General features: G+C 37.2%; 20 protein-coding genes and 1 pseudogene. 11 read left to right on the forward strand and 10 right to left on the reverse strand.

The genetic code is table 11. The features are described from left to right. The first annotated feature begins 88 nt into the window (after positions 1–88). From ACI48O_RS20435 to ACI48O_RS20445, 3 genes are all read left to right on the forward strand, one after another. Positions 89–211 carry a YjcZ family sporulation protein gene (locus tag ACI48O_RS20435; protein ID WP_435563679.1) on the forward strand — a complete coding sequence of 41 codons (123 nt, stop codon included), beginning with the start codon at positions 89–91 and terminating at the stop codon, positions 209–211. Between the two features lie 43 nt (positions 212–254). Then, on the forward strand, positions 255–344 hold the full coding sequence (locus ACI48O_RS20440; protein ID WP_435563680.1) for a YjcZ family sporulation protein: 90 nt from the start codon (positions 255–257) through the stop codon (positions 342–344). 62 nt (positions 345–406) lie between these two features. Beyond that, a complete protein-coding gene (locus ACI48O_RS20445) occupies positions 407–532 on the forward strand; it encodes a hypothetical protein (protein ID WP_435563681.1) in 126 nt (41 codons plus the stop codon). Between the two features lie 363 nt (positions 533–895). On the opposite strand, the gene ACI48O_RS20450 is transcribed toward ACI48O_RS20445, so the two are convergent. Next, on the reverse strand, positions 896–1,861 hold the full coding sequence (locus ACI48O_RS20450; RefSeq protein ID WP_435563682.1) for a ribose-phosphate diphosphokinase: 966 nt from the start codon (positions 1,859–1,861) through the stop codon (positions 896–898). A 237-nt stretch (positions 1,862–2,098) separates the two neighbouring features. On the opposite strand from ACI48O_RS20450, the gene ACI48O_RS20455 reads away from it, so the two are divergent. The 4 genes from ACI48O_RS20455 to ACI48O_RS20470 all read left to right on the forward strand — a co-directional run bounded on the left by ACI48O_RS20455 (position 2,099) and on the right by ACI48O_RS20470 (position 5,066). Beyond that, positions 2,099–2,926: an RMD1 family protein gene (locus tag ACI48O_RS20455; protein WP_435563683.1), complete on the forward strand. Its 828-nt coding sequence runs from the start codon at positions 2,099–2,101 to the stop codon at positions 2,924–2,926. 108 nt (positions 2,927–3,034) lie between these two features. Then, complete coding sequence (locus ACI48O_RS20460) at positions 3,035–3,319, forward strand: hypothetical protein (protein WP_435563684.1); 285 nt, start codon at positions 3,035–3,037, stop codon at positions 3,317–3,319. Between the two features lie 121 nt (positions 3,320–3,440). Next, positions 3,441–3,884 carry a hypothetical protein gene (locus tag ACI48O_RS20465; RefSeq protein WP_435563685.1) on the forward strand — a complete coding sequence of 148 codons (444 nt, stop codon included), beginning with the start codon at positions 3,441–3,443 and terminating at the stop codon, positions 3,882–3,884. A 198-nt stretch (positions 3,885–4,082) separates the two neighbouring features. Continuing rightward, positions 4,083–5,066 (forward strand): 3'-5' exoribonuclease YhaM family protein, encoded by a 984-nt coding sequence (locus ACI48O_RS20470; protein ID WP_435563686.1) that lies wholly within the window; start codon positions 4,083–4,085, stop codon positions 5,064–5,066. Between the two features lie 255 nt (positions 5,067–5,321). Here the strand turns inward: ACI48O_RS20470 and ACI48O_RS20475 are convergent, their stop codons facing one another. After that, positions 5,322–6,074, reverse strand: a complete 753-nt coding sequence (locus ACI48O_RS20475) for an NADPH-dependent oxidoreductase (RefSeq protein WP_435563687.1) — start codon at positions 6,072–6,074, stop codon at positions 5,322–5,324. A gap of 95 nt (positions 6,075–6,169) precedes the next feature. Further along, positions 6,170–7,423 carry an MFS transporter gene (locus ACI48O_RS20480; RefSeq protein ID WP_435563688.1) on the reverse strand — a complete coding sequence of 418 codons (1,254 nt, stop codon included), beginning with the start codon at positions 7,421–7,423 and terminating at the stop codon, positions 6,170–6,172. A gap of 189 nt (positions 7,424–7,612) precedes the next feature. Here ACI48O_RS20480 and ACI48O_RS20485 point away from each other — a divergent pair, with 189 nt between their 5' ends. From ACI48O_RS20485 to ACI48O_RS20500, 4 genes are all read left to right on the forward strand, one after another. After that, the gene (locus ACI48O_RS20485; RefSeq protein ID WP_435563689.1) at positions 7,613–7,837 is read left to right on the forward strand and encodes a hypothetical protein; all 225 of its coding nucleotides are present in this window, start codon (positions 7,613–7,615) and stop codon (positions 7,835–7,837) included. Between the two features lie 246 nt (positions 7,838–8,083). After that, positions 8,084–8,554 (forward strand): tRNA (cytidine(34)-2'-O)-methyltransferase, encoded by a 471-nt coding sequence (locus tag ACI48O_RS20490; protein ID WP_435563690.1) that lies wholly within the window; start codon positions 8,084–8,086, stop codon positions 8,552–8,554. A 190-nt stretch (positions 8,555–8,744) separates the two neighbouring features. Then, on the forward strand, positions 8,745–8,975 hold the full coding sequence (locus ACI48O_RS20495; protein WP_435563691.1) for a hypothetical protein: 231 nt from the start codon (positions 8,745–8,747) through the stop codon (positions 8,973–8,975). A gap of 614 nt (positions 8,976–9,589) precedes the next feature. Further along, positions 9,590–10,255, forward strand: a complete 666-nt coding sequence (locus ACI48O_RS20500; RefSeq protein WP_435563692.1) for a multicopper oxidase domain-containing protein — start codon at positions 9,590–9,592, stop codon at positions 10,253–10,255. Positions 10,256–10,545: 290 nt separating this feature from the next. Here the strand turns inward: ACI48O_RS20500 and ACI48O_RS20505 are convergent, their stop codons facing one another. From ACI48O_RS20505 to ACI48O_RS20535, 7 genes and pseudogenes are all read right to left on the reverse strand, one after another. Then, on the reverse strand, positions 10,546–10,941 hold the full coding sequence (locus tag ACI48O_RS20505; RefSeq protein ID WP_435563693.1) for an immunity protein YezG family protein: 396 nt from the start codon (positions 10,939–10,941) through the stop codon (positions 10,546–10,548). Between the two features lie 17 nt (positions 10,942–10,958). Then, positions 10,959–11,333, reverse strand: a pseudogene (locus ACI48O_RS20510) (DNA/RNA non-specific endonuclease); the annotation flags it as partial. Positions 11,334–11,430: 97 nt separating this feature from the next. Beyond that, positions 11,431–11,721, reverse strand: a complete 291-nt coding sequence (locus ACI48O_RS20515) for an immunity protein YezG family protein (RefSeq protein WP_435563728.1) — start codon at positions 11,719–11,721, stop codon at positions 11,431–11,433. 175 nt (positions 11,722–11,896) lie between these two features. Then, positions 11,897–12,139 carry an Imm59 family immunity protein gene (locus ACI48O_RS20520; RefSeq protein WP_435563694.1) on the reverse strand — a complete coding sequence of 81 codons (243 nt, stop codon included), beginning with the start codon at positions 12,137–12,139 and terminating at the stop codon, positions 11,897–11,899. A 48-nt stretch (positions 12,140–12,187) separates the two neighbouring features. Then, on the reverse strand, positions 12,188–12,955 hold the full coding sequence (locus ACI48O_RS20525) for a TNT domain-containing protein (RefSeq protein WP_435563695.1): 768 nt from the start codon (positions 12,953–12,955) through the stop codon (positions 12,188–12,190). 3 nt (positions 12,956–12,958) lie between these two features. Next, entirely contained in the window at positions 12,959–13,252 is a 294-nt protein-coding gene (locus ACI48O_RS20530; protein WP_435563696.1) for a hypothetical protein, read from the reverse strand. Positions 13,253–13,607: 355 nt separating this feature from the next. Further along, on the reverse strand, positions 13,608–13,964 hold the full coding sequence (locus ACI48O_RS20535) for an Imm3 family immunity protein (protein ID WP_435563697.1): 357 nt from the start codon (positions 13,962–13,964) through the stop codon (positions 13,608–13,610). Positions 13,965–13,978: the final 14 nt, after the last annotated feature.

The following is a 13,978-nucleotide window of genomic DNA, read 5'->3' on the forward strand; positions in this document are numbered from 1 at the left end:
TTTGCCCAATCACTCCTTGTCTTATGAAAATATATATACATAGTAAGAGTGGTTTTCTATCGAATATTCCAATGGGTGGTGAAAAGACATGTGTTGGTCCTATGGCTACGGCAGTGGGTATGGCTACGGCGGTGGGTATGGTGGCAGTAGCTTTGTACTAATCGTTGTATTGTTCATTTTGTTGATTATTGTACTTTCCAGTTGGTGTTAATGTTCAAAACGTACTTTTTAAGTAAATGCTGGAGCTGTTATAAATGAGTGATAGATTGGGAATGTCTTTTGCGTTAATCGTGGTATTGATTATTCTACTGGTCATTATAGGAGCTTCTTTCCTGAGCTACTAAATTATACAGGGCAGGCAAGGTTAATCTGTCCTTTTGTCTGAAATGAAAGGAGGATGAATTAAATGCCATTTTTTAGATTTGACCGAAGAGATCGGTTTAGAAGAAGACGGTTTTTCCCTTTTGTATTTGTAATCGATATAGAGAGAAGAAGACGGTTTGAAATAGAGAGAAGAAGAAGATTCTTTTAAGCAAATGATTTAAACAGTATTTCTAGGATCCAACGGATAAGAATGAGCTGCCACCACAGACAGCTGTTCTTATTGAGTTAAGAAACTGGTTGATGAAGGCTATTCTAGGACCTAAATGGGTCCTTATTGTTTTAGTAAATATCCACTTTAATATTTTACAGGGCTATTATTAAAAAAAATCCCTTTTTGCACTCACCCGATAGTTTAAGTACAAACCTTCACATTCTCAACTATTATATTAACATAAATCTCCAATCTACCCGACTTCGTTTATTGAATAAGAAAAGCGATACCTTTCTTACCCATAAAAAAATCTGATCCACAAGCATAGTTATATGCTGTAGATCAGAATATTGATGGTTTTTATAAATGGAAACTAAACTCAAACAGCGGACTTACTGGCATTTCATCATGAATGCGGCGAATTGCCTCCACCAGCAATGGTGCAACGGATAGTACCTTCATTTTTTCGATCATTTTCTCATCAGCCATTTTAATCGTGTTGGTTACGACTAATTCTTTAATCGGTGACGCTTCAATATCCTTAACTGCTGACCCAGACAGTAAAGCGTGAGTGCAACAAGCGTATATCGTTTTTGCTCCTTCTTTTTCTAAAGCGTGAGCTGCTGTTGTTATCGTCTCGGCTGTATTGATTAAATCATCAATGATAATCGCATTTTTCCCTTTAACCTGTCCGATCACATTAATAGATTCAGGGCTATCTGGCTCTGAATCTCGCTTATCAATTAAGGCGATTGGAGCCTGTAATTGGCTGGCCAGCTTTCGTGCTCTGGTAACTCCACCTTTATGTGCGGCTACCACGACGACATCCTCTAATTTCATTTCTTCATAGTAATGAGAAAGAATCGGAGCGCCTCTTAATTCATCTACAGGGATATCAAAAAACCCCTGCATTTGTGGAGAGTGGAAGTCCATGGTAATCACTCGTGTCGCTCCGGCAGCCTCGATCAGGTTTGCTACCAGCTTCGCAGTGATCGGTTCCCGAGCCCGAGCCTGGCGATCTTGTCTTGCATACCCAAAGTACGGAATCACCACGTTAATCTCTTTGGCAGAAGCCCTTTTCAACGCATCCACCATGATAAGAAGTTCCATCACATGTGTATTGACCGGTGTGCACGTTGACTGGACTACATACACATCACAACCACGTACACTTTCGTCGATACTAATTTGAATTTCCCCATCACTAAATTGAGTGACAGAGCTTTTCCCCAACCCACAGCCCAACAGTTGGGCCATCTCTGCTGCAAGTTCTTGATTTGAATTTAATGCAAAAATCTTAAGATCACTTGTCTGTTTAACGTTCACCTTTTTTCCCCCACGAAAAAAATTAATCAATTACTTGCCTATTAATCTAATATTACTATAACGCTTCCTAGAAGAAAACATGAATGTGAACAAGGGGACGGTTCTCCTGTTTCTTTTGAAACAGGAGAACCGTCCCCTTGCGTCCCTTCACTTGACAAAATCCAGTTATTGAAGCATGTTTTAAGAGAGAAGTGAATAAATTCATACAAAATGACTCTACTGAAAAGAGTGATAATCATGAAAGCCATTTCTTTTAAAGCATTTGCAATCACAAATGAAATTGATTTGAACAAAATTGCTATTTCCTGCGGGATCCCAAAGAAATTCACCTGGGAACAACCGCTAACCCTCAGAGGCGATATTCTAACCTCCATCCTTCAAAAAAAAGTGGACGAGTCCCAAATGGTTTTGATTTTTTCTTTCGGCAGCGTTGTCTTCATCAATCTTATACATATTGAAGAGATTATGGTGTTTTTGGATTACATTCAATCCTTCGAACCGGATATCGACCTCAGAAATGCTGACAGATATTTTGACGATTATAGCCTTCATATTGGGGAAAACGAAACAATAGAGTTGACCGATGAATTTGTCGTCGTTCCTGAACTCGAAAGCTTCCACCCTGAATTAATTTCCACCGTGCTCGCTAAATCAGTGGCACTTGAAAAAACCGAGGAACAACTCGGACAAATTCACGATAAGCTTGAAGCTATGATCGACCGTCTGGAAAAAGGAAAACTGCGTATTGGAAACAAGGAACTGGCAAGAACCACCGCAAAAATTGTTCGCCATGAATATAACACACTCGCGTATATCATGATTCTGGATAAACCGGAAATCACATGGACAAGCAGTGTTGCAGGTGAATTTTATGACAAAATGCTAGAATTCTTTGAATTAAACGATCGATATAAAATATTAAAAAGCAAAACAGAGATTTTATACAATATTATGGATGGCTTCTCCACCATCAGCCACTCAATCCGAGGTCTATTCGTGGAATGGATTATTGTTATCCTCATCGTATTTGAAATTTTCTTAACCCTACTTGAAAAATGGATTTGAATCGAGGGGACGGTTCTCCTGCGTCTTTTTAGTGACGTAGCAAGAACAAATCACTCCGCAATAATTTTTCTACACATAAGCAAATAATCATGAAATGGGGTAATGGTGATGCGGTTACAAATATCGAAAATGTCCCTTGCCATATTTCTTGTGCCCATTGGAATAATCATCATTAGTTATTATGGTGGTGGAATAATTGGAGCTTTACTAGGAATGAACATGGTCAATGAATGCAGCAATTGCGACGATTTCGTCGTCAATGGGTTACGTGGATACGAATCGCTAGGGTATCTTGGTAATATCATAGGCAGACGTATTGGATTAATATTTGGAATTATTACTTCTATCATCATTTTAGGGTGTAGAATCATTAGAAAATCCAAACAGCGATGATGCATTTCAATAACAAGCTAGCCTTATAATCAATCCTCATAAAAACATGAATTTTTTCTGTAATGAAATCCATTCCAAGCCCATAAAACATAATCATGCTGGTTTATTTGGAGGGGTTTTCGTGACAAAAAATTATCATTTGGATCCTGGTTATGTAACCATACCCGAGGCCAATAAAATTGTGCTCCGCATTCTCGGAGTCGCTAATAAAGACGATAAATCTCATTATAATAAAATTTTAAATGGTGCTAAAAAAGGATTGTATGGCGGCAAAAAGCACGGCAGCAGAATGTACCAAGTTCGAAGGGAAGATATCATCCAATATGCCGAAGAACTGCTCCAAGTAGAAAAAATCAATTTATTCGATTTTGATTTAGAAACAAATGCGAAAGAAATCGAGAAACTAAGCAAATTACCAGACATCGATCAAAACACGGCAACAAAACTCTATGTATATCTAAAAACATTAAAATTCCATGAAATCATCACACAAGAGGCCTTTCATGATGCAGAGAAAAAAATCATCTTAAGAATGAATATGGGTAAACTTACTCATCAAACATAAATTTATAATTTGAACGAACCCCATAACCATAATGGGTCTGAGGTTTATTTGTTGTTCTTAACTTACCCTTGGAGCCATGCTATAACTCTATATATAACAACCTCGTTTCATGTTAAAATAGAAGGAACGTTCGTTCTTCAAGACATGATCTGGTTCGATATATTGTCTTTACTATATAAATACATTTGGGGGAAAATTATGGCGGTTTCGTGTTTATTGGAAATAGAACCAAGTCAATCATTTGATGGTTTTTGCCTTGTAAAAGAAGTAAAACAGGAAAAAACAAAAAAAGGCGATCCGTACCTAAACATCACTGTAGCGAAAAAACATAAATTGGTAGTCTGCAAGCTGTGGAATAACGGGTTTGGCGGGAGAACCATTGAAGAGCTGTTGACGATTTTTACAAATGGAGCCATGGTCCACCTTATCGGAGATGCTTCTGAGTATAATGGACAAGTCCAAATGACGATAAGCAGCTTCCGTTTAGCAGAAAAAGGTGAAGTGGATATTCGGGAGTTCATTGAAGCAGCTCCTGAGTCCGTTGAAAGCATGGAAACGGAAATTCGTGCGTTTATTGATGAAATCAAGATTCCTATCCTGCACCAAATCACCTCTGAGCTATTTGAAGAAAATAAAAAGTATTTTATGCATCATGTCGCAGCCGTGAAAATGCACCATAATTTTAAAAGCGGCCTCGCCTATCATACATTATCACTACTAAGAATCGCCAAGAACATTTGCGATCAATACGGCGAAGCGGTTAACCGCAGTAAGATGTATGCAGCCTTAACCCTCCATGATATGGGGAAAATCATTGAGATGACTAGAGATTATACCGCACCGGAATATACGCTCTTTGGCCAATTTTTAGGACATATTCAAATTGTGAACCAAATGATTGACCGAAAGCTGGTCGCCATTCGCAATGATCGCTCCGTTTCCATCGAAGAAGTGACGGTTGTTTATGAGTTAATGAATATTATCTCCAGCCATCATGGCCCTCTCAGCAACGGCTGGGGAAGCACAGCAGAACCGATCACACTCGAAGCTCACCTTTGCCATATGATCGATAACATTGATGCCAAAATCAATATGATTTCAAAAACCACAGTCGATATGCAAGAAGGCGAAATCCAAAAAATCTGGGGACTCGGCAAAATCTATAAACCACCAGCTCATTAGAAAACAAGGGGACATACAGTCCTTTATTTCGGTAAAAACCAATCAAAATTCGTATCACGCGGACATACGTTTCGCTATTTCGTTAATTTGAGGCTGATTTGAAGGAATATTAGGTAAATAACGGAACTGGTGTCCGGATAAATGCTGAAATAGACGTTTTTCATCAAAATAAGGTATTCTGTGTCCGCTTAAATAAAACGAGGCTCAACTCTCCATGAAAAAATCAGATCAGCGCCTCTCCCCCTACGTTACACTTTACTTATAATGAAATCCCTGTTTTTTAACCGTTGGACTCGAGTTTTCTGCATACTCCTCAAATCCGTTATCATAGAAACGAGCAATTTTACTCGACCAGTCACTGGAATCTTGGCCACCTGTCCGTTCAGCCATATAAGAGGAAATAGTCGTATCATATTCATCAATGCTTTCTTTTTGAACCTCAGCATCATACTGTTCTTTATGATGAGTTGCCTTAAGCGGCAGTCTTGGTTTTTGATCTGGGATCGCTCGTGGAACACCAACAACCAATCCGGAAATCGGAAAAACATACTCGGGGAGATTAAACAGTTCCACAAAGGTTTGCGGATTTCTCCTAACCCCACCTATTGGAACAATTCCAAGCCCCATTGATTCAGCTGCAATCACAGCATTAGCCAAAGCGATTCCAACGTCTGTTGATCCAACCATCACGGCCTCGATATCCTCAACGATTTTTAAATGAGTTCCATTTTTTTCAGCAGCCAGCTTCGCCCGGTAAAAATCCATGCAAAACAAAAGGAAAACAGGGGCCTCTTCAATCCACCGTTGGTTGCCTGCCGCTTTTGCCATTTTTGATTTCTTCCGAGGGTCTCTCACTTCGATAATACTCACTTGCTGACCATTAGCCCAATTTGGTGCAGCCATAGCGGCCTTAATCATCGCTTCTAACTGGGCTTCGCTCACATCTTTTCCAGGGTCGAATTCCCGTACACAGCGATGGTTTCCTAATAATTTAATCGTCTCATTCACATTAATCACTCCCCTACTAAGCCTACAAGTTGGCATCCTGCCCCAAAAAATTCTCCAGGTATGTGCGTCTTTCTTTTAAAAATAAAACCTTTCTACTATCGTTCGGCGTTTTCCTTCAAAACAGGCTTACCCATATCAATCAATACTTTGTTGTTGGCTAAGAAAAAGGTCAGAACCATGGTGAGCAATCCGGTACCAATTAACAACCATTCGATTTCGACCACATCGGCCAACGGTCCAAACAACAGCATCCCCGCTGGCATCATGGACGTCGAGATCATCCCAAACACACCAAAGATTCTCCCCAAATAATTCTCCTCCACTGACTCCTGCAATAAAACAGTGGTTGGAGTATTGAAAACCGGCATCGCAATTCCGAAAATGGCCATAAAGGCTAAGTAAATCCAAAACATCGGCACCACCCCAAGCGCTACTGTACATGCACCCATAATCAAGCCGGAAAATGCCATTGTATGGATCTTGTTCTTGAATCCTCCCCAAGCAGCAATCAAGCCCCCGCCTGCCATCATTCCCACTGAAAACGCAATCTCAATAGCCGTCAAGCGCCAAACTTCATCACCAAAGCTGCGCGTCACCTGCAATGGTGTTAAAAAGGCTGCAGGTGCCAGAAGCACAAAGAATATCGCGAAAAACAGAAAGAATTTTTTCAAATAATCGTGATTTTTAATAAAAAGCACACCTTCTTTTAAATCATGAAAATAGCTCGTGGTTTGCTTTTCGGCAGCCTTCGAATGTATGGATATTTTCAAGAAAAATAATAAAATCATAATCGCAATTGCAGCCGTAACCACATCGATAAAGAAGATGATTTCAATCGAAGACATGGTCAAAAGCGCTGCACTCACCATCGGAGCCACAAACATATTGACTGCTTGCAAGCTTCCATTAATTCCGTTCACTTTTGTCAACTGGTCTTTCGGCACCAATTGCGGCAAAATCGCTCCAACGGCCGGTGTTTGAACACCTGTACCAATCGCGCGAACCGCTGCCATCACAAACATTAACCATACTGATTCGTAACCAATTAAAAATAAAATCGCTAAAATCAGTGTCGCAAGGGCAATCATCGCATCGGATATCATAATCAAACGTTTTCGATTATAGCGATCCGCCCACACCCCGGCAACAGGTGATAACAGAAAGGTCGGAATGAAACCGCAAATAATAAATACGGTCATCATCACGCCAGATTTTGTTGTAAGCGTCACATACCACATAATCGCATATTGGACTAAAGACGTTCCAAATAATGAAATGGTCTGGCTGCTGAGAAAGAGAATGATATTCTTTTTCCAATTATCCATTAGCTGTTCAGGTGCATTTGTCATATAATCACAACCTTATCTCTTTACCCTGTTAAATTTCCAAAAATCAACTCTACCTTAACATAACTGAAGTCATAAGCCTATTTCAAGCTACGGAATTCCTGTACACACTGAAATTATTTGATATGATTGAACTATAGGAAAAAACAAAATAAGGAAGTTTATTTAATAAAAAAATAGAGGTGCGTTTTTATGACAGGTACAATTGCAGTCATTATGGTGTTCTCGATTCCCATTCTCGGAATTTTAACCTCACATTTTCAAAAACAATCCAAGATCAAACTAAGAATAATCGAATCTCAATTAGAACTAGAAAAACTCAAACACGAAAACTATATTATAGAAACACAAAAAATGCGCATCGAACTCGAACAAATGAAACTCGAAAACTCCCAAGACAAAATCAAACTTCATTGAGTACACGGGGACGGTTCTCGTGTTCTTTTTCTTTTAATAGATTTTCGTTTCGGCCAAGTTTTGAATACATGGGGACGGTTCTTCTGTTCTTTTTCTTTTAATAGATATCGTTTTGGCCAATTTTTGAGGTTTTGTAAAGTTAATAGGGCCTGTTTATAAATGAAATGAACACAGCAGAACCGTCCCCTTGTTTGCCCCTTGTTTGCTATAATAGGAAGGGTAAAATATAGATAGAGGTGACCTTTCTTGGCAATACATGTTGTACTATATCAACCAGATATTCCGGCTAATACTGGAAATATTGCACTTACTTGCGCTGCAACGGATTCGGCCTTACATTTGATCCGGCCACTCGGCTTTTCAACAGAGCCAGAAATGTTAAAACAAGCTGGTATTGATTTTTGGGACTCTGTAAAGGTAACGTATTATGACTCATTGGATGACTTTTTTTCAAAAAATCAAGGTGAGTTCTACTATATTGAGACCTTCGGTGAAACAACACATTCATCCTTTGATTTCAGTGATGAATTAAAGGAACATTATTTTATGTTTGGTAAAGAAACAACCGGCTTACCTAAGGATTTACTCGAAAACAATAAAGATCACTTTTTGAGAATCCCCATGAATGAGCATGTTCGTTCCCTAAACCTTTCGAGCACCGCTGCTATATTGGTGTATGAGGCATTGCGCCAGCAAGGATTTCCAAATCTAAAATAAAAAATCTTCCTCATTGGAAGATTTTTTTTATGATTTATTTCAAACAAATTTTAACAAAAGACAATGTGTTGTTTATTCCGATTCAGGAGTGAGTTGATAGATTTTTCTGAATATTACAAATAAAATGTATCCGCTTTCATAAAAATCTTATATAATAAATTTATCTAATTTTTTCAAGGAGGGGCATTTGTTGATAATTCCGAAAGAGGACATTCACTATCTAGTAGAACAAATAAGAGAAAAAGATACTCATCTGGTATACCAGCTCATCAGCTACATAATTCAAAAAGGCAATTTTGAGGAAATCGGGTTGGATATCGATTTTTCTCCATTACCAGAAAGAGAACAAACACTGCTAAATCGAGCAAAAATCAATACAGAAATCGATGAACTTATCGGTTGGTATGACCAGCATATATAGATGAATACACGGGGACGGTTCTTGTGTTCTTTTTCTCTTAATAGATTTCGTTTCAGCCAAGTTTTGAGGCTTTATAAGACTAGAGCCTGTATTAACACGAAATGAACACGGAAGAACCGTCCCCATGCACCTGAAAAAATCTTGCTGTTCGCTTTTTGCTCTTCCAGATTGCTCACATTCTTTGCAAATATGCTTTCTATGTCCTTTTCCACTAAACTTTTCGTTGGCCCTTGTACGGGAACAAATGTAGCAAAAATGGCCGCCGCGTTTTTTCTTTGCCATCATAGCCTCCCAAAATATAACTAATGTTAATTATATACATATTATTAATTGATTTTCTGAAAAAGTTAGGCAGTAATCATTTGTGGAAGCTTTTAGCGCTATAGCCACACTTTTTTTGGATTTCACTAGATTACATATCCTTAATATGCTCACTGCAATATTTATTTTTTTACAACATTATCCATTACGGGCTTGTCAATAATGCATACACTATAAATAAACATCAATAGGGAGAGAAACAACTTTGTTCCAATACTTAAGATTTCCTAAATACTTTCTCAATCTACAATTCTCCCATTGTTGAAAAATAAAAATAAGAAAGGTGAATTTTTTTGAAAGAATTTCATTCCACTAGGAATAGCAATCGTCAGGATGTTGATCCATCTAAACCAGATACAATACCCAAATTTGTTGATGAACTTCCAATTCCAAAGGTGCTTAAACCAGAAGATCGTAAAGATGGTTATGATTACTATGAAGTTGAAATGAAGGCTGCAAAGCACAAATTTCATAAGGACTTTAAGGAAACGTTAATCTTTGGCTATAACGGTATGTATCCCGGACCTACATTTCAAACGATGAAAGGACAGGCCGTTAAAGTAAAATGGATTAATAACCTTCCGTTCAATCACTTTTTGCCCGTAGATAAAACAATAGATGGTGCGACGGGCAACCCAGAGGTCCGCACGGTCGTTCATCTTCATGGAGCCAATGTTGCGCCTGACAGCGATGGCCATCCTGATGCTTGGTTTTCACGAAACTACAAGTATACAGGTCGAAAATATTCGAGACAAGTATATGAATATCCAAATCAACAACAAGCCGCGACGCTTTGGTATCATGACCATGCATTAGGAGCTACACGACTCAACATTTATGCCGGGTTGGCGGGCTTCTATTTCATTCACGACTTTCATGAGCAGGCCCTTCCCCTTCCAAAGGGCAAATATGATATCCCTCTCATGATTCAAGATAAAAGCTTTAATCCAGTATTTTGATTAGTTAATCATAAAAAAGAGACTTTAAAAGTAATTAATGAAACAGAATCACTTTTAGGGTCTCTTATAATTACCAGTTAAAATTTAATTGTCTTCAATGAATCATTTTTTCTTTATTCCAGCGAGTCAAGGTATTTTTCTAAGTGGTTTTTTTCAGCGACATTTTGGCACAATACCAAAAGCTTTTCTTAAACCGCCCTATTTTACTGAACAGGTATGCACTTGTTGCTTATTAAACAATCAAGTGCCGTCAAATTAATAAAAGTAAAAGTCAATCAACCTACTGTTGTTTATACTAAGTATTCAACTTCCCATTTATCTTGTTTCTCATCAGGACTAATTTCTGATATGTCATCATACCCATAGTTAAGTTTCATTCGACCCATGTTATCCAAGGTATATGTTAAACTTGTCCACTGTTCTTGGTCTTGAACCTTAAATTCATTCCAAAGGTCCTCAAAACATTCGTATAACTCTTGTTTTAATTTTCTATGCTGAGTTTTATCAATATTAAAAACATCTACAATATCCAAGCTATATACTGGTTGTTTTTGATTTATAGGATAGTAATAGAAATATACTTGAGAAAACCCCTCCCTGACCTCAGCATATAGTAAAATCTTTTCCCATTCTTCTGGTATCATTTCAACTAAAACATTCGCTACCTTTTGGTAGATGACTTCCATGTTTTTTGTCTCCAAATTTAACTACCCCCATAATAATTATTTAAATTAACTTCATACTTCTTGCCGTTAATTTTGTACACTACTTCAAACTTCGAAGGACGAGAAGAATTATATTTATAAATAGGTTCAAGTTTAACTTCCACTGTTTTTCCATCTTCTAATGCCTTTTTCCAAGAAGCCTCTAAAGCTTTGTACTCTTTCCTATTAAGAGTAGCATTCATAGGTACTAAGTTGTCAATTTCACCCGAGCCTTTAAAAATGCTTGCTATCAAATGCCCTCCATCATCATTAGATAATCTGTCCTCTCCACCAACAGTCCTTTGCGCATATTGATTCCGTTCTGCTTTTCCAAGTTCTAACTTTGCTTCTACATTTGATATTCTTCCATTACCATCGGTTTTATACTACTTAAGCTGAAACTTCTATATTGATATTTTCATTTAGCTCTAAAAAAATTAAAGACTATCGCTCATCAAAAGTGAGGGTAGTCTAAATAAAAATAATTATTAGTAAAACCATTAAATTCTTTAAGTTATTGGTCTTTTTTTCTTGTATATATCTTTGAATAATCGCTTTTGGTCTTTCCCCTTCTTTTATAAGCCCTATATTCTTATATTTCCAAATAATCTGTTGTTCATATGAATCCACTTCACACAAATCTTCATGATTATAATCAATATTAAACTCACGTTTACACCCAGTCAGATTCAGTGCAAGAACTCCAGTACAAATATATATTTTAATACCTTGTTGAAAATAAACCCACCTCTGTCTATTTATCTAAAAGCCCTTTTTATACCTAATATTGTTGGATGAAATAAATAATTAACGCTTAAGAAAAAACTAGAGCCCAATTAGCTGGATTTCAGCTAATTGAGCTCTTTTGTGGGCAAAACTTTCAATTGTCCTCACAAAAAACCGTCCACTGGTTCCATTTGACTCTTATTTTTATAGACTAAAATAATATTTTTTCTGTTCTTAATCTTTTGATAAAATTATCTAAAGCATCACTTTCATTATTAAATTTTGTAATAGAACCTGTAACTACACTTGCCCTTTCATCAGTTACATATACTTCCCATTGATAATCATCAACTCTAATTCCTACCTCATTTTCTCTTAAAGGATGTTCATCAAACCAGTTGAAACGTTTTAACATTTCTTTCTGAATTATTTCCATTGCTTCCAATCTCGTCATTTTTTTCTTCTCCTTTATGTAAAAATATTAAATTATCTTTTGAAGTTATTACTTAATTTCTTTTAACATCCCTAATCCCTCAAGCCACTCTACCGGTAAAGGAAGTTCATATTGTATTCCACCACCTGGTGACCCGAAACCTTTTGCAATTACCCCTTTATGTGGTATAACCTTGCTGTAACCTCCATTGTAGTACCTTTCAATCTGAGCTTCGACTTTTAACTTAATTTCCATATTATCACAATTCATAACATACTCTTTTAATCTTGAAAAATCTCCTATTACTTCATACTGATGATATTTCGTTGCATCCTCTACGTAGGGTAATGACCTTTGTACATAGTCATACGGCCTACCCTCCATTACAGGTGATGTATATCTACCATTTGGTGGTCCATACCTGTCAATGATATCTCCTTGTTTTGGTTGAAATTCTTCTTTAATAGCATTCCCTTTCTTATCAAGCACATAACCACCATTAGGCACTTCGGACCAATTTATTGAATAATCTTCGTTTAGTACTCTTGAGTCTTTGGGTATCTGGATATCGTCGGGCCACTTTCCAAATGATACAAATTCTTCAGCAAAATTAGTCCCTTTGTATTCATCTATTTTCTTAAGATAATCTGTTAATTCATCTATACTGCATGTAGATTTCTTTAACAAGCCATCTATATGTTTATCCAAACCCTTAACGTCTTTCCAAACCGATCTATTGTCAGCTACTTCGCTTGCCATTTTAACAAATAAGTCCTTCGCCTCGCCAAAAGCTTCTCCAACTGTTTTCGGAGGCATTGGACCTGTAGCAGTTGCCAATTGCTAACAGACTTCTGGCAAACGAAAATCTGCAATCTGCCTAACAGTCCGATCCAACCAAAGCTCGGTTGCCGCCAGCGGAGCCTTTATTACTTTCTTGTATATCCCATCAAAAACTTCAATGACTTTCTTTGCATTCAAAACATTTTTCAAGGTATTAAAAGTAGGAAGATTTTTCGCAAAAGATGATAACCCGAACTTCAAACCCGCTTTTGCTGCAGCATTCACGCCTTTGACAGCGACTTTCCCCCCAACCACTACAACCTTCGCAGGTGGAAAAAGAGAGAGTGCCAGCATCCCAGTCGCCAGTAGCCGATCTCCAACCGAAACCTTTCCCTCGTGATTGGGTCATACTCACTTAAAATTAGTTGCAAATCATAATACCTCAGCATTTCTCTTACCATCATGAGCTTCTGATTGAATATCGAGTTATATATTAAATATTAAAGAACGTTAATAAATCAAAGAACCTTGAAAGGCATCTAATTACCCCTCAAGGTCCTAATCTTTACAATTTTCTAGATAAATATTACTTAGTCTTTTTATATTTTAATTATTTGTGAGTCAATTTTCATGTTCGGTTCCTAGTAATAAAATATACACACAAAAATTAATGAAACACTTTTTTTAGATATTTCTATCCCTTTAAACACTATTCCGTGAAAGGGTTATAATCAATCTCTGCTTTTTTAAGGCCATCTATTACTCTATTAATCCTATTTGTTAAATCTGTTATTTCATCTTCGGTAAGTTCATCTTTTGCATCTTGCGAGTTAAACATACTTAATCTTTTGTTTATACCTTCAACATATCCAATAAAGACCTTTTCGTGTGATAACAATATTTCACCTATAGCGGTATCAACAATAAAATCTTCTACTTTTCCAATATTTATATACTCGTCAACCGTTCTTGATATGGCATATCCATAACCTCTATTTAATTTTAAAAAATCATTATAGTCCTCATTAATTGCCTCAAACAATTCATTGTATTCCCAGTCTTCCACTAAAATATCCCTCC

Source organism: Neobacillus terrisolis (genome assembly GCF_051233475.1).
GTDB lineage: Bacteria > Bacillota > Bacilli > Bacillales > Cytobacillaceae > Bacillus_BU.